Annotated in this window: 19 protein-coding genes; 7 read left to right on the forward strand and 12 right to left on the reverse strand. The window is 70.6% G+C overall.

What is annotated here, in order from left to right; genetic code table 11:
* The 3 genes from ACFOGJ_RS28430 to ACFOGJ_RS28440 all read right to left on the reverse strand — a co-directional run.
* A partial coding sequence (locus tag ACFOGJ_RS28430) for a hypothetical protein (RefSeq protein WP_379906672.1) occupies positions 1-318 on the reverse strand: 318 nt, incomplete at its 3' end.
* 280 nt (positions 319-598) lie between these two features.
* Entirely contained in the window at positions 599-2,296 is a 1,698-nt protein-coding gene (locus ACFOGJ_RS28435; protein ID WP_379906673.1) for a methyl-accepting chemotaxis protein, read from the reverse strand.
* Between the two features lie 129 nt (positions 2,297-2,425).
* Positions 2,426-2,884, reverse strand: a complete 459-nt coding sequence (locus ACFOGJ_RS28440) for a cache domain-containing protein (protein ID WP_379906674.1) — start codon at positions 2,882-2,884, stop codon at positions 2,426-2,428.
* A gap of 226 nt (positions 2,885-3,110) precedes the next feature.
* On the opposite strand from ACFOGJ_RS28440, the gene ACFOGJ_RS28445 reads away from it, so the two are divergent.
* Positions 3,111-3,539: a hypothetical protein gene (locus tag ACFOGJ_RS28445; RefSeq protein WP_379906675.1), complete on the forward strand. Its 429-nt coding sequence runs from the start codon at positions 3,111-3,113 to the stop codon at positions 3,537-3,539.
* Here ACFOGJ_RS28445 and ACFOGJ_RS28450 read toward each other — a convergent pair.
* Both ACFOGJ_RS28450 and ACFOGJ_RS28455 read right to left on the reverse strand, forming a co-directional pair.
* On the reverse strand, positions 3,536-3,979 hold the full coding sequence (locus ACFOGJ_RS28450; protein ID WP_379906676.1) for a DUF4112 domain-containing protein: 444 nt from the start codon (positions 3,977-3,979) through the stop codon (positions 3,536-3,538). The genes ACFOGJ_RS28445 and ACFOGJ_RS28450 overlap by 4 nt on opposite strands.
* 4 nt (positions 3,980-3,983) lie before the next feature.
* Complete coding sequence (locus tag ACFOGJ_RS28455) at positions 3,984-4,142, reverse strand: YqaE/Pmp3 family membrane protein (protein WP_379906677.1); 159 nt, start codon at positions 4,140-4,142, stop codon at positions 3,984-3,986.
* A gap of 207 nt (positions 4,143-4,349) precedes the next feature.
* Here ACFOGJ_RS28455 and ACFOGJ_RS28460 point away from each other — a divergent pair, with 207 nt between their 5' ends.
* From ACFOGJ_RS28460 to ACFOGJ_RS28475, 4 genes are all read left to right on the forward strand, one after another.
* Positions 4,350-4,757 (forward strand): hypothetical protein, encoded by a 408-nt coding sequence (locus ACFOGJ_RS28460; protein ID WP_379906678.1) that lies wholly within the window; start codon positions 4,350-4,352, stop codon positions 4,755-4,757.
* Between the two features lie 22 nt (positions 4,758-4,779).
* Positions 4,780-5,601 carry a putative hydro-lyase gene (locus ACFOGJ_RS28465; RefSeq protein ID WP_379906679.1) on the forward strand — a complete coding sequence of 274 codons (822 nt, stop codon included), beginning with the start codon at positions 4,780-4,782 and terminating at the stop codon, positions 5,599-5,601.
* A gap of 126 nt (positions 5,602-5,727) precedes the next feature.
* The gene (ada, locus tag ACFOGJ_RS28470; RefSeq protein WP_379906680.1) at positions 5,728-6,834 is read left to right on the forward strand and encodes a bifunctional DNA-binding transcriptional regulator/O6-methylguanine-DNA methyltransferase Ada; all 1,107 of its coding nucleotides are present in this window, start codon (positions 5,728-5,730) and stop codon (positions 6,832-6,834) included.
* Positions 6,831-7,529, forward strand: a complete 699-nt coding sequence (locus ACFOGJ_RS28475) for a 2OG-Fe(II) oxygenase (protein WP_379906681.1) — start codon at positions 6,831-6,833, stop codon at positions 7,527-7,529. The genes ada and ACFOGJ_RS28475 overlap by 4 nt, the downstream gene beginning before the upstream one ends.
* A 34-nt stretch (positions 7,530-7,563) precedes the next feature.
* Here the strand turns inward: ACFOGJ_RS28475 and ACFOGJ_RS28480 are convergent, their stop codons facing one another.
* The 5 genes from ACFOGJ_RS28480 to ACFOGJ_RS28500 form a co-directional block, all read right to left on the reverse strand.
* Complete coding sequence (locus ACFOGJ_RS28480) at positions 7,564-8,175, reverse strand: DUF1326 domain-containing protein (RefSeq protein WP_379906682.1); 612 nt, start codon at positions 8,173-8,175, stop codon at positions 7,564-7,566.
* 51 nt (positions 8,176-8,226) lie between these two features.
* Positions 8,227-9,054: a DUF2182 domain-containing protein gene (locus tag ACFOGJ_RS28485; RefSeq protein WP_379906683.1), complete on the reverse strand. Its 828-nt coding sequence runs from the start codon at positions 9,052-9,054 to the stop codon at positions 8,227-8,229.
* Positions 9,055-9,193: 139 nt separating this feature from the next.
* The gene (locus ACFOGJ_RS28490; protein WP_379906684.1) at positions 9,194-9,805 is read right to left on the reverse strand and encodes a DUF1326 domain-containing protein; all 612 of its coding nucleotides are present in this window, start codon (positions 9,803-9,805) and stop codon (positions 9,194-9,196) included.
* Between the two features lie 150 nt (positions 9,806-9,955).
* Positions 9,956-11,086: a PQQ-dependent sugar dehydrogenase gene (locus ACFOGJ_RS28495; RefSeq protein ID WP_379906685.1), complete on the reverse strand. Its 1,131-nt coding sequence runs from the start codon at positions 11,084-11,086 to the stop codon at positions 9,956-9,958.
* A 54-nt stretch (positions 11,087-11,140) separates the two neighbouring features.
* Positions 11,141-11,554, reverse strand: a complete 414-nt coding sequence (locus ACFOGJ_RS28500; RefSeq protein ID WP_379906686.1) for a nuclear transport factor 2 family protein — start codon at positions 11,552-11,554, stop codon at positions 11,141-11,143.
* A 221-nt stretch (positions 11,555-11,775) separates the two neighbouring features.
* Between ACFOGJ_RS28500 and ACFOGJ_RS28505 the strand changes: the two genes are divergently transcribed.
* Positions 11,776-12,198 (forward strand): nuclear transport factor 2 family protein, encoded by a 423-nt coding sequence (locus tag ACFOGJ_RS28505; protein WP_379906687.1) that lies wholly within the window; start codon positions 11,776-11,778, stop codon positions 12,196-12,198.
* 1 nt (position 12,199) lies between these two features.
* A complete protein-coding gene (locus tag ACFOGJ_RS28510; protein ID WP_379906688.1) occupies positions 12,200-12,850 on the forward strand; it encodes a TetR/AcrR family transcriptional regulator in 651 nt (216 codons plus the stop codon).
* A gap of 149 nt (positions 12,851-12,999) precedes the next feature.
* Here ACFOGJ_RS28510 and ACFOGJ_RS28515 read toward each other — a convergent pair whose 3' ends face one another.
* Both ACFOGJ_RS28515 and ltrA read right to left on the reverse strand, forming a co-directional pair.
* Positions 13,000-13,479 carry a group II intron maturase-specific domain-containing protein gene (locus tag ACFOGJ_RS28515; RefSeq protein ID WP_379906689.1) on the reverse strand — a complete coding sequence of 160 codons (480 nt, stop codon included), beginning with the start codon at positions 13,477-13,479 and terminating at the stop codon, positions 13,000-13,002.
* Positions 13,391-14,188 carry a group II intron reverse transcriptase/maturase gene (ltrA, locus tag ACFOGJ_RS28520; protein ID WP_379906690.1) on the reverse strand — a complete coding sequence of 266 codons (798 nt, stop codon included), beginning with the start codon at positions 14,186-14,188 and terminating at the stop codon, positions 13,391-13,393. Before ltrA ends, ACFOGJ_RS28515 begins: the two co-directional genes overlap by 89 nt.
* Positions 14,189-14,507: the final 319 nt, after the last annotated feature.

A 14,507-nucleotide genomic window follows, 5' to 3' on the forward strand; every position in this document is an offset into this window, starting at 1 on the left:
CCGGCGCGGTGCGTCGTACAGGGCGCGGGGAAAGCGGATCTCCGACAGGGCCCGGCCGGCATAGGCGACCAGGCCCGGAATCGAGCCGAGTTCGGCGGCCGCGAGGTTTCCGGGCTGGCCCCGCAGCACCGCCCGTTCCGGCTGCGCCAGGTCGGTGCACAGGGCCGCGCCCCGGTCCAGCAGGCGCCGGAAGGCGGCCGCGGCATCGCCACAGCCAGTGTCCGCAGGCAGCGGTTCAGGAAGCGCCGCGGCGGCGCAGGCCGGCGGCTCCGGCTGGTAGGGGCGGGCCTCTGCCGGCAGGGCGGCCGCTGCGGCCATCAGCTGCGCCAGCGGCGCGAAGACCTGGATCGATACCCGGCCCAGGTCGAAGCCGGCGACCGCACCGGGCGGGGCATCGGCAAGGGTGGCGGCCAGGCCGGGCGGGGCCCGGCCATCGACCGTGTAGGGCCGGTAGGTCAGCGGCTCGCCGCCGGCTGCCGGTATTGCCGGCGCAAGCGCCAGCAGCAGCGTCAGGCAAAAGCGGACGCGCCGGCGCCATCTCGGCGGCCGGCGCGTCGATGCTTCACGCCCCGACCCGGGGGCCCGGCAGGCTCGGCCGTCAGGCGGCGCGGACCTCGGACAGGAAGGCCTGGATCTCGCCGTTGAGCCGCTCGGACTGGCGGGCGAGATTGCTGGACAGGTCCAGCACCTGGCCGGCCGCGGTCCCGCTGATCGAGGCATTCTCACTGACCTGGCCGATGCTCTCGCTGACCTCCGCCGTGCCCTGCGACAGCAATTGCACGCTGCTGGCGATCTCCTGCGTCGCGGCACCCTGCTCCTGTACCGCACCGGCGATCCCGGCGGCAATCTGCGACATCTCCTCGATGATTTCCGACACGCCGACGATCGCCTCCGATGCGGTGCCGGTATTGTTCTGGATCTCCACGATGGAGGCAGCGATCTCCTCGGTCGCCTTGGCGGTCTGCGAGGCCAGGTTCTTGACCTCGCTGGCCACCACCGCAAAGCCCTTGCCGGCATCGCCGGCGCGCGCCGCCTCGATGGTGGCGTTCAGGGCCAGCAGGTTGGTCTGTTCCGCGATCTCCTGGATCAGGGTGATGACGGAGCCGATGCGCTGGGCATTGGCCTCCAGCTTGCCGATCGTCTCCGTCGTCGTCCGGGCGCGCTCCGTGGCGCGGCCGGCGACCGCCGTGGACTGCTCCACCTGGCGGCCGATCTCGTTGATCGAGCTGGACAGCTCCTCGGTTGCAGACGCCACAGACTGCACGTTCTGGGAGGCCTGGCCCGCGGCCTCGCGGGCGCTGCCGGACCGGTTCTCCGTCGCGCTGGCGGCCTGCGCCATCTGGTCGGCGTTCTGCTTCAGGTTGCCGGCGGCCAGGGTGACCTCGGCGAGCTCCTGGTGCATCAGGCTGTCGAACTCCGCGATGCGCTGCTCGATGCGGCCGGTCCGTGCCTCGCGCTCGGCCTGCTCCTGCTTCTGCTGCGCCTCCAGCCGCTCGCGCTCGATGGCATTCTCTCGGAACACCGCCAGCGCCTCGGCCATGCGCCCGATCTCGTCACGGCGGTCGGCGGCGGGAATTTCCACGTCGCGGTCGCCGGCCGCCAGGGCCGACATGGAGGCGGTCATCTGAACCACGGGGCGGGAGATCATGCGCGAGATCAGCACGTTCAGCGCCAGCCCGACGACGATCACGACCGCTACGATCAGCAGGAACAGGAAGATCGCCTGGCCCGCCGCCTCCAGCGTGGAAGCGGTGGCCTCTTCGCGCATACGGTCGACCACCTCGTTCAGCGCAGCGACGTCCTCGCGCAGCTTCTGGTAAAGGTCCACCGTACCAACCATGAACATGCTGGCGGTCGCGGTGTCGATGGAAATCATGTCGATGGTGTCGAACGCCCCCGTCCGATAGGCCTCCGCATCGGCCCGGGTCTGCGCCTTCAGGTCCTCGATCGCCGGATCGTGGAGCCGGCTCAGGTCTAACGCCTGTGTCGCATCGACCACGCCGTCCAGGGCCGCCCGGGTGGCCGCCGTCAGGGCCTCGACCTTCTGCTGGTCGCTCTCATTCACCGCCACGGTCAGCAGCCGGTACACGTCCAGCTGCGTCTCCGCCAGACGGGTGTTCAGCGCGGACATATCGGCAAAGGCCTTGATCTGGACCTCGTTCAGCTCGTGGATGGCCTCGCGTTGACGGTCGATGCCCAGGAAGGCGATGACGGCGACGATGGCCAGCCCGACCAGCAGCACCAGGGGCGCCACGAAGGTCTTCCGGCCGAGGGAGAGATTTGCGAACCAGTTCATGAATTCATCGGGTCCTGTATCCGGTGGACCGGCAGGGACGGCCGGTCCGACCGGCCATCCCCGCGCAGTGCCGTGATGCCGAACCGCGCGCCACGGACCGGCCCAATCTGTCCTGGATGCCGACGTGGCCTACTTGTAGATGCCGACGCCGCAGATCAGGTCCCCGAACGGCTCGACCAGGGAGCTCTTCGGCTCGACCTTCTTGGTGATCGGGTTCGGCCAGGTATAGTCGACCCAGCCGCCGCCGGCCTTGCCGACCTCGACCATCTCCGCCACGAACAGCTTGCCGTTGGCGTCCTTCAGCGCGCTCAGGTTCTTGCCGACAAGCTTGGGGTTCGCGCCATGGGCCTGGTTGGTACCGGTCTGGTCGACACAGAAGACATAGAGGTCGCGGTCGACCCATTCATTGCCCGGGGTGGAGAAGTCCTTCAGCGCCTGGTCCTTGCCGGCGGACTCGAAATGGGCATGGGCCTTCTTGACCATCGCGGTCGCCTCGTCGGCGGTGCCCCGGTCGTCGGCGGCCTGCGCGGCAGCGGCAAGGGTGAGTGTGGCCGCGGCGGCAGCGACGGCGAGAGCAAACTTGTGCATGGCGTATCCTCGGTTGGGATTTGAAAGTGCACCAATCCTAGACGCCGGTGATTACCCGCGTCTTAATGGAGTCGATGAGTATTTCAGCTTCCCAGAACAAGGGTTCTAAATACTTTGTTTACATGTCCGCCGCGTTGCGCGGCGGTGCGAATGACCGATCGGCCAGGCCGACCTATCCTCGCAAGCGGGATGCGGCGGCAAGCAGGCAAGGATGCCCGAGGCAGCGATGAGCGACGACAACGACGCGGACGGCCCGGCGGCGCCCGCACCGCCCTGCACCTTCGCGCCCGACCGGATCTATGCAGAACTGGGCACCGACGGCGCGGTCGGGCTGATCCCGCTGACCGCAGACTTCTGGCCCTCCCTGATCGAGGGCAGGCGCGAGATCGACGGCTACCTGCTGATGCAGGTCGATGCCGCAACGGACATGACCCACTGGGAAATGCATCCGCAGGGCGACGAACTGATCCTGCGCCTGTCGGGCCGGGTGACCTTCGAGGTGGAGACAGAGGCCGGCCTGGCGGAAGTCGCGCTGGATGCAACCGCCCCGCTCTGCCTGGTGCCGCGGGGCCATTGGCATCGCTACCGGGTGCAGAAGGCGGGGCAGCTGCTGTTCGTCACCTTCGGCCGCGGCACGCAGCACAGGCCGGGCTAGCTGCGGGAGGCCGCGCCCTGCCCTGCGCCCTGCCAGCCGCTGCGCGGCCGCACCCTCGCGGAGGTCCGTGCGGCGCGGCGCGCCAGGTGGCGGCGCACCATGTTCAGGTTGCGGCGGTTCGCGCGGAAGCCGACATCCGCAATGTCGCCGACCAGAGGCACCAGGCCGAGCGCCCAGTCGATCGCGATATTGCCTGCCATCCCTGCCAGGACATGGGCCGGCAGGCCCAGCCGCGCGGCACGCCAGAACAGATAGGCGGAGATCGCGGTGCTGGCGGTGTCGCCGGCCACCGGGATCAGCCCGAACAGGGCATCCAGACCGAAGCGGATGTTGGTGCCGGGAACCCGGAAGCGGTCGTCCATCAACCCGGCCAGCCAGTCCAGGTCGCGCAGGTCCTGGTCGATCGCGCTGCTGCCGGCGTCGTTGCGCTGTCCTGCCATCGGGTCAGCGCCGCGCAATGATCCACACCGCATGCACGATGCCGGGAATGTAGCCCAGGATCGTCAGCAGGATGTTCAGCCAGAAATGCAGGCCCAGCCCGACCTGCAGGAAGACGCCCAGCGGCGGAAGCAGGATCGCCAGGATGATGCGGAGGATGTCCATATTCGTGTCACTTGCCCGGTTGCCGGCGCCGCCGCAAAGGCCGCGCCCGCACCAGCAAACCCGCCAGCGGGCGCCGTGGTTCCCCTACCCTCCGGCAGGCGCGCGCCTTGCGGACGGGCCTGCGACGTCATAAGTGGGAGGCCACGCAATTGTTTCGGACGACCGCGGCGGGCGCGCCCGCCGCGGTCCAGCAGCGACCGGATAGACATGCAGCAAGGCACAGGCGGCAGCCGGCACCAGGGACCCGGACAGCAGCAGCAAGGCCCGGGCGGACCGCGCCGGGAGCCGCCCACCATCGACATCACGCCCGACGGCTATCGTGTCCATGGCGGCGGCGATGCCGGCAGGCAGGCAGGCCGCACCATGCGGCGCCCCTCCACCCTGGGCGGCGTCCTGACCCTCGTGGTGGTGGCACTCGTTCTGATCGGTGCCTTCGCCCTTGGCGTCCTGACCCTGCTGTTCGCCATCCCGGTGGTGATCGGCGCCCTGGTGGTGGCGCTGATCTTCGGCCTCGTCCTGCGCCACCGTGTGCGCAACGCGGTGCGGGCGCAGCAGCAGGCAGGCGGCCCAGCGACCGGCACTGGTGCAGGTCCCGGCAGCGGTCCGGGCGCCTGACCGCGGTGGGCGCCTGAGGACCATGCCGAACGGCAGCACCGAGACGCGCAGCGACCATGCTGCCGCGGTCCGGGCGGCACGCAAAGCGCGCGCCGCGATCCGTGACGGGACATTGACCGGCCCGACATCGGGCCTGGCGCCCGGCGTGGAGCAGGGCAACCTGGTGATCCTGCCCGCCGACTGGGCGGAGGATTTCGCCGCCTATTGCGCTGCCAATCCGCGGCCCTGCCCGCTGCTGGCGCGCGGCCGCCCCGGCGACCCGACCCTGCCGGAGCTGGGCGCCGATATCGACCTGCGTACCGACCTGCCGGGCTACCGGGTGTTCCGCGACGGCACCCAGGTCGATGCCCCGCACGAGATCGGCGGCTGGTGGCGGGACGACCTTGTGCCCTTCGTCATCGGCTGCTCCTTCTCCTTCGAATCCGCGCTGCTGGCGGCCGGGCTGCCGGTGCGGCACATCGCGCTGCAGCGGAACGTGGCGATGTTCACCACCACCCTCGACACCCAGCCGGCCGGCCCCTTCCGCGGCCCGCTGGTGGTGTCGATGCGCCCCTTCCGGCCCAACCAGGTCGACGCGGCGCGGCGGATCACCGCCGCCCTGCCGCGGTCGCATGGCGCGCCGCTCCATGTCGGCGACCCGGCGGCCCTGGGGATCGCCGACCTGTCGGCGCCGGACTTCGGCGATCCCTGCCCGGTAGAGGCCGACGAGGTGCCGGTGTTCTGGGCCTGCGGCGTGACCCCGCAGCGGGCCCTGGAACAGGCCCGTCCGCCGCTTGCCATCACCCACCGTCCGGGCATGATGCTGATCACCGACCTGCCGCTTCCGGCGCCCGCGCCGGCCTGAGGGGTGCCGGTCGAGGGCCGATTGGACCGGCCGCATTGCGGATCACCCGGCGCAGGATCCGGGACGCAATCGCGTGCCGCCGGGGGCATCTTCACCGCCATGTGGATGCCACCCGTGGAGGACAGGATGCTTCCCGAAACCGATGCCACCCGCCCGACCGCCGGCGCCGCGCCGCAGGACGGCGCGGACCGCGATGCCGAGTATTGGGCGGCGCTGACCGCGCGCGACGGCCGCTATGACGGGCTGTTCGTCTATGCGGTGACGACGACCGGGGTCTATTGCCCGCCAAGCTGCCGGGGCCGTCGCCCGCGGCGGCAGAACACCGCCTTCTTCGACAGTCCCGACGCGGCCGAGGCGGCCGGCTTCCGGCCCTGCCGGCGCTGCAGCCGGGATGCCCGCGCCGCCGACAGGGAAGTGGCGGAACGGATCGCGGAAGCCTGCCGCCGGATGGCGGCGGCGGAGGAGGCGATGCCCGACCTCGCCGCCCTGGCGACGGAAGCCGGCCTGAGCCCCGGCCATTTCCAGCGCCAGTTCAAGGCCTTCCTGGGCCTGACTCCGGCACAGTTCGGCGAGGGGCTGCGAATGCTGCGCGCCCGCAACGCGCTGCGCGCGGGCGAGGATGTACTGTCGGCCCTGTTCGCCGCCGGCTATGGCGCGCCGAGCCGCTTCTACGCCGCGGCGCCGAAATATCTCGGCATGGCCCCGGCGGCCTATCGCAAGGGCGCGGCCGGGCAGCGCATCGCCTGGTCGGCGGCGGCCACCCGGCTCGGCTGCCTGGGCATCGCCGCGACGGAGAAGGGGCTGTGCTGGGTGCATCTGGACAGCGATCCGGATGGGCTGGAAGCCGCGCTGCAGGCGGAATTCCCGGAGGCCCGGCTGGAGAATGCCGATGCCGGCCTGGCGCGGTGGCGGCAGCAGCTGGCGGACTATGTCGACGGCCGCACCGACTGGCCGCTGCTGCCGGTGGACCTGCGCGGCACCGCCTTCCAGCTCGCCGTCTGGTCGGCACTGCGGGAGATCCCGGCCGGCACCACCCTGACCTATGCGGAACTGGCGGCCCGGATCGGCAAGCCGCGTGCGGTGCGTGCGGTCGCCAGTGCCTGCGCCGCCAACCGCGTGGCGCTGGCCGTGCCCTGCCACCGCATCGTCCGCGGCGACGGCAGCCTGTCGGGCTATCGCTGGGGGCCGGAGCGCAAGGCGGCCCTGCTGGAAACGGAGCGCAGCGCGCCGTGACCGCCTGTCTTCCCACAACGGAGAGGCTGGAACAGGATCTGCGGGCGGCGGGCCATGCGGTCACGCCGCCCCTCCTCACGGCTGCCGAATGCGCCGGCCTGCGGGCGCTGTTCGACCAGCCGGACCTGTTCCGCAAGACCGTCGACATGGGCCGCCATGCCTATGGCTCCGGCCTGTACCGCTATTTCGACTATCCGCTGCCGGAGCCGGTGGCCCGGCTGCGCAGCGCGCTCTATGCCGAACTGGCCCCGGTGGCCGGCCGCATGGCCGCCGACCTGCGCCGGCCGCGCGCCTATCCGCCGGACCTGGAGGGCTATCTGGCGGAATGCCATGCCGCCGGCCAGCGCCGCGCGACGCCGCTGATGCTGAGCTACGGCCCGGGCGACTATAACCGGCTGCACCAGGACCTCTATGGCGCCGAGCATTTCCCGCTGCAGGCGGTGATCGGCCTGAACAAACCCGGCGGCGACTATGAGGGCGGCGAGTTCCTGCTGATGGAGAACCGGCCGCGCCAGCAGTCGATCGGCACCGCGGTGGCGATCCCGCAGGGGGCGGCGGTGATCTTCCCGGTCGCGGAGCGGCCGGCGCCGGGCGCCCGCGGCTATGTGAAGGCGGCGATGCGCCACGGCGTCAGCCGGGTGCGCAGCGGCAACCGGCTGACCCTGGGCCTGATCTTCCACGACGCCACGAAATAGGCGGCCGCCGCGGCCCCGACATCGATCCGCTGCCTCAGCCCTTCCAGGCGAAGGGCGCGAAATGGCCGTTGCGGGTCCCGGAGGCATCGTCCCAGGTGATGCCGAAGGCGTCGAAGCGGCTATGGCCGTTGCGGGCCAGGGCCAGCTTGTGGTTCGCCGGATGAGCGGTGTTCTCCAGGTAGATCGGTTCCCCCGGCCTGGCGCCGCCCATCACTGCGATGCAGGTCTGGTCGACCATGTCGCCGGCGGTGACATGGCGGGACATGCCGTCGATCTCGAAGCGGACCGGCCGCCGCTCGACCCCGGCGAAGGTGGCGACCAGCGGCGCCATCGCCGCCATCGGCCCGCCCGCCTGGCCGGAGGCGATCTCCGTCACCGCCTGCACCTGTGCGTCCGACGCGCCCTCGTCGACGATCAGCCCGACCACCATGTCGCCGTCGGCCATCGGGCCGGGCGACATCATCATCACGATGAAGCGGACCCCGCCCAGGTCGGTGCCGTCCTTCGACCCCGCGTCGATCTGCATGGCGATCGCCACCTTGCAGTCCCCCTCCGTCGGCGGCGCCGTCATGTGGGTGTAGATGCAGGGGCAGACATAGTCGCAGTTGCAGGTCTCCATATACTCGCCGCTGATACGCCAGGTCATGCCGGGTCTCCCCCCATTGCAGATGCGGTATTGCAGATGCGGTCTGGGCGGTCAGGCCGCTGCCGCGAACAGCCATATCCCCCAGACCGCGAGGGCCGCACCGACGGCATAGCCGAACCAGTGCCCCGCGGGCAGGACCTTTTCCAGAAGCACGAACAGCGCCAGGCCGCCGATCCACCACAGGTTCATGATGCCGCCATAGAACAGCAGCGCCATCAGGAACCAGCAGCAGCCCAGGCAGAACAGGCCGTGCACCGCACCCATGCGGAAGGCGCCGGCGGCGCCGGGGCGCCAGGACATCATCAGAAAGGAGAGCGGCGAGCGGCAGTGCCGCAGGCAGGCCTGCTTGAACGGCGCGAACTGCCAGAGGCCGGCAGCCAGCAGCAGGATGCCGCCCAGCCAGGGTGTCGTGCTGGCCATCATGAAGGACAGCAGGCCGGTGCGCTCCAGGCCCCATTGCGCCGCGGTGGCGAGCAGGCTGAAGCCGCCCCAGACGGCGAGATAGCCGAAGGCGAACAGCGCGACCCGGCCGGCGGCGCCCTGGCCCTTCACGCCGCTTCCGGTATCGCGGCGGCGTTCCATGCCGGCATAGAGCAGCAGGGTGGGGCTGGCGCTGGGCAGCATCATCGCCACCATCATCACCCACCACATGACGAACATGATCACGGCATAGCCGGGCGACCAGGTGGCCGGCTCCATCGCCATCCGCATACCGCCGCCGAACGCCAGGTCCAGGCCGCTCATGCCCAGGGTCGACATGCCGGTGCCGGCGCCGTCCAGCACGAACAGCCAGCTCGCCACCGTCACGCCGACCAGGCCGCCCACCACCAGCCAGCGGTCGCGACGCAGGCCTGCCTCGAACAGGGATGCGCCCGTCATGCCCACCCTCCGGATCGCTGCGCCGGGAATGCGCCAGCTACGGCGCATGCGGACGCAAACCGAAGCCGAGGATCGGACGGCCGGCAGGCAAGGTCAACACGGGCCCTGCGCCCCCCCGGCCGCCCGCCCGGCGCGCCGGTCAGCCGGCCCAGGCAAAGGGTGCGAAATGGCCGTTGCGATCGCCCGAGGCGTCGTCCCAGCGGATGCCGAAAGCATCGAACCGGCTTTGCCCGTTGCGCGCCAGCGCCAGCCGGTCATTCGCGAAATGGGCAGTATTGCCGATATGCAGCGGCTCTTCCGGGCGGGCGCCGCCGGCCACGCCGGTACAGCTCTGTTCGACCAGTTCGCCCGCCGTCGCGCGGCGGGACATGCCCTCGCCCTCGAGGCGGACCGGCCGGCGTTCGATCCCGGCAAAGGTGCCGACCAGGGGTGCCAGCGCCGCCATCGGCCCGCCCGCCTGGCCGGAGGCGATTTCCGTCACCGCCTGCACCTGGGCCGCGCTGGCCGCATCGTCGATGATCAGGCCGACGGTCATGTCGCCATCCGCCATCGGGCCCGGCGACATGATCATCATCATGAAGGCGGTCCCGCTCAGGTCGGTGCCGTCCTTTTCGCCTGCGTCGATCCGCATCGCCACCGCTGCCTTGCATTCGCCTTCCGTCGGACGCGCCGTCAGGTTGGTGAAGATGCAGGGACAGAGATAGGCGCAGTTGCAGGTCTCCATGTATTCGCCGCGGATCTGCCAGGACATGTCGGATCCTCCCTTCCGGCTTTGCTTCCGGCCGGCACCGCCACCGGGCCGGACCTCAGCCCGGTGGATGGCGCGGCCGAAGGATGATCGTCGCGGGGAGGGTGGTCCGGGGGACCCCGGCGGGTCAACAGCGCGTATCGGGTAGCCCGGTCAGGATGCCGGACGCAGCCGCAGCAGCGGTGCGTCGCCGGCATCGACCAGCAGGTAGAGCAGGCCGTCGGGCCCCTGGCGCACGTCGCGGATGCGGGCACCCAGGTCCGCCAGCAGCACCTCCTGCCCGGCCGGCCGGCCGTCGCGGAAGTCGATCCGCCGCAGATGCCGGCCCGACAGCGCGCCGATGAACAGGTCGCCCCGCCAGCCCGGGAAGGCGTCGCCGTCGTAGAACGCCATGCCGGAGGGGGAGATCGACGGCACCCAGTACAGCACCGGCTGCTCCATGCCCGGCGCCTCGGTCAGCCCGTCGCCCACCTGACCGCCGGAATATTCCCGGCCATAGGTGATCACCGGCCAGCCGTAATTGCGCCCCGGCCGGATCAGGTTCAGTTCGTCGCCGCCGCGCGGGCCGTGCTCCACTTCCCACAGCTCGTCGGTCCCGGGGCGGAAGGTCAGGCCCTGCGCATTGCGCACGCCGATCGCATAGATGTCGGGACGGGCGCCGTCGCGGCCGACCAGGGGATTGTCGTGCGGCACCGACCCGTCGGCGGCGATGCGCAGGATCGAGCCTGCCGGATCGGCGGGGTCCTGCGCCCGGTCGCGGTCGCCGCGGTCGCCGGTGCTGACCAACAGGCTGCCATCGGGGGCAAAGGCCAGGCGGGAGCCGAAATGCCGCCCGCCGCCGGCATAGGGGTCGGCCTGCAGCAGCATTTCCGCATCCTCAAGCCGCAGGCCTGAACCCGCTTCGACCAGGCGACCGCGCCAGACCTGGGTCGCCTGGCCGCCCGGTCCGGGACCGGAGAGCGACAGATAGAGCAGCCTGTTGCCGTCGAAGCCGGGATGCAGCGCGATGTCCAGCAGGCCGCCCTGCCCGGTATCGGCGATCTCCGGGAGGCCGGGCACGGGGTCCGGCAGCAGCCGTCCGTCGGCGATCACCCGCAGGCGGCCGGGCCGCTCGGTGACCAGCATGCGGCCGTCCGGCAGGAAGGCCAGGGACCAGGGATGCTCCAGCCCGTCGACCACGGTGTCCACCGCGACGGGGCCGGCATCGGTTTCGACCGTCCGGGCCGATGCGGTCGCGACCGGCAGGACGGCAAGGCAGAGCAGGGCAAGCAGAAGGGGGCGCATCCTTTCCTAGATGCGCCCCCCTGTCCCTGAGTCAATGACCGGGCCGGGATGCCATCATGCGGCCGCCGGCACCTTGTCGAAGAAGCCGGCGATCTCCTGCAGGCGGCCATCGCCGGCGAGCACGCCGAAATCGACACCGGCGATCAGCGGCTCCGCGCCCTCCGGCCCCAGTTCCCAGCCGAACCGGATGCGGTCGTTGTGCTGCTCCACCGCGCTGGTGCGCCGGAAGCTGTGGCCCGGGAACTGCGCCTGCACGGCCTGCACCATGGTGTCGATGCCGGCATGGCCGTCCCCGGCCAGGGCCGGGTCGCGATAGCGGCCTTCCTTCGCCCAGATCGCGGCGATCAGGTCGCGGCGGCGCGCGCCGTCTGTCTCGTTCCACATGGCGATGTAGCGGTCGGTCAGGTCCGTGACCGGATCGGCCCCGCCCGCCTCCGCTCCTGCAATGCTCTGCTGCGCCTGGCTCATCCTGCTCTCCCTCATGGTTCCGGCGGCCGCAGGCTGCGGCAGCGCCTGTCTGGCAATCTCGGGTGCCGGCAGGCGCCGGTCGATGACCCGCCAGGTAAAGGGCGGGACAGGGGGCTGCCGCATTTATGCGACTTTCCTCTTGTAATGAGACACAAATCTCATTAAGTCTGGCATCGCCGGCACGGGCCGGCGGAACCGAAAAGCGATCGATGGAGCCCCCGATGCCTCTCACCCCTGCAGAGATGGACAGCAAGATGGACGCGCATTTCCAGTTCGAGATCCGCGACGATGTCGAAGGGGTGCTGACCACCCTGGCACCGAACGTGGAGCATGACATCGTCGGCGCGCCGACCGGCCCGGTGCGCGGCCGCGAGGCGGCGCGGGCGTTCTACGACGGCCTGTTCGCCGACCTCGCCGAGGGCGAAGTCACGAACCTGCGGCGCTATCACGGCGAGAACTTTCTGGTGGACGAGTCGCTGTGGCGGGGCCGCGCCGTGGGCCGGCCCTTCGGCATGGAAGGCGGCAACCGGCAGGTCGAGTTCCGCCTGCTTCACGTGCTGGAATTCACCGAAGCGGGAGAGATCGCGCGGGAGAATGTCTGGCTCGACTTCCCCGCCCTGATGCGCCAGCTGACGCAGGGTTGAGATGCCCGCTCCGGCAGCCGGCGGCGGCCACGGCAATCGCCGCCGCCGCACCCGCAAGGACCTGCTGGAGGCCGCGGCGCGGCTGAGCGCGGACGGCCATGCGCCGAGCATGGAGGAGGTGGCGGCGGAGGCTCTGGTCTCCCGCGCCACCATCTACCGCTATTTCCCCAACGTGGAGAGCCTGCTGGCGGAGGCCGCTGCGCATGCCGTGATGCCGGACCCGCGCATCCTGTTCGCCGACGACCCCGCCACCGACCCGGTGGTGCGGGTCGACCGGGCCGAGGCGGCGATGCATGAAGGCATGTATGCGCACGAGATGCCGCTGCGCATGACCCTGGCGCAGGCCCTGCTGGCGGGCATGAAGGCGGAGACGGCCGGCATGCCGCTGCGCCAGAACCGTCGCCTGCCGCTGATCGAGGCGGCGCTCGCGCCGGTTCGGGACCGCCTCGATACCGCGACCTACGACCGGCTCTGCCAGGCGCTCTGCCTGGTCTTCGGCCTGGAAACCATGGTGATGTTCCGCGACGTCCTGCAGGTCGATCCCGACCGTGCCCGAGAGGTGAAGTCCTGGGCGATCCGGGCGCTGGTGGAGGCGGCGCTAAGGGAGGCACCGCCCCCGGCGCCGGGAGGGACGCGGCGCCGCCGACGCTGACCCGGGCGCCTGTCGCAGGGACGCTTCGTGCCGCCGGTGCCTTCCGCACAGGCACCGGACAATCGGCATAGGGTGCGATCCTTGCGGATCGCACCCCTGCCACACCACCCGGCATGCGGGTCCGCACCGGGCGGTTCGAGGGATTGAGGTCATGCGAGTCTGGGCATTCCCATCTGGTCGGCCCATTTGATCGTGAGGACGGCGTTGAGGAGCATGCCGCTGTTGCGCCACCAGCGGCGGGAGTTTCCCGCCACCTGTTGGGCCACCTCGGGTCCGGCCCCCATCGCCGTCAGTTCCCGGAAGATCGTCCTGCCGCGCCGCCACTGCTTGAGTTGGATGGCCCGCAGGCGGTGGCGCACCCATTGGTCCAGCTCTCGCCAGACCCGTGGCGTTTGCGCCAGCCGGAAGTAGGCTTTCCATCCCGGCACGAAGCTGCGCAGCCGTTGCGTCACCGCGCGAAGAGAGCGCCCCGTCACCCGGGGCGTCAACTCGCGGATACGGTCCTTGAACGCCTTGATCGCCTTGTCGGCGACCCGTCGTTTAACCTCCCCGCCCGGCGCGACCCAGAAGGCGTAGCCGAGGAATCTGCGGCCAAAGACGCTGGCGACGGCGCTCTTGGCCTCGTTCACCGTCAGGTGAAGCCCGGCCATAGAGCCGCCGCAGCAGGGCCAACACCCGTTCTTTCGCCCGTCGGGACCGCACATAGACGTTGCAGTCGTCGGCATAGCGGCAGAAGGCGTGGCCCCGCCGTTCAAGTTCCCTGTCCACCTCGTCCAGCAGCAGGTTGGCCAGCAGCGGCGACAGCGGCCCGCCCTGCGGCGTGCCCCTGGTCCGCTTCGTGGTGGCATCCCCATCGGCGATGTCGGCGTTCAGATAGGCCCGGACCAGGCGGATGATGCCGGGATCGGGGACCTTCTTGCGCAGACGGTCGATCAGGATGTCGTGGTCGGCCCGGTCGAAGAACTTCTCCAGGTCCACGTCCACCACGACCCGTCGGCCCGATTGCACGAACGATTGCGCCGCAAGAACGGCGTCGTGCGCGCTCCGGCCCGGCCGGAAGCCATAGCTGTGCCGGCTGAAGCTGGGGTCAAGGATCGGCTGGAGGACTTGCAGGAGCGCCTGTTGGATCAGACGGTCCTGCACCGTGGGGATGCCAAGCTCGCGCTCGTCGCCCCCCGGCTTCGGGATCATCACGCGACGAACCGGCTGTGGCCGGTACGTCCCCTTCAGCAGCCTGTCGCGGATGGCCGGCCAGCCAGTGCGCAGCATCGTGGCCGTCTGGTCGATGTCCAGACCGTCCACGCCCGCCGCGCCCTTGTTGGCACGCACCTGCTTCATGGCCCGCAGAAGGTTCTCTCGCGCCAGGACCGCTGCAAGCAGCCCCGGCCCCGTGTCGTTCGGTGCCCGCGGCGGGGGCTCGGCTTCGTCGAGACAGGAACTCCCACGGGCTTCACCCGCTTGCCTCCCCTGCCTCCCGGTTGGGACCGGCATCTGACGCATGGCCTTGCTCATCCTCGGGGGAACTTCACTCTCCCTCGTTCGGCCCTTCGCCTGCGGTGCCCCGCCGACTACTACGGCCTCTGCTGACTTCTCGCTCCGGTTCGACACCGTCGCCCTTTCAGGCGTGAGGCGAGACCTCCCCAGGTAAGAACGCATT

Source organism: Marinibaculum pumilum, from assembly GCF_042646425.1.
Classification (GTDB): domain Bacteria; phylum Pseudomonadota; class Alphaproteobacteria; order Ferrovibrionales; family Ferrovibrionaceae; genus Marinibaculum; species Marinibaculum pumilum.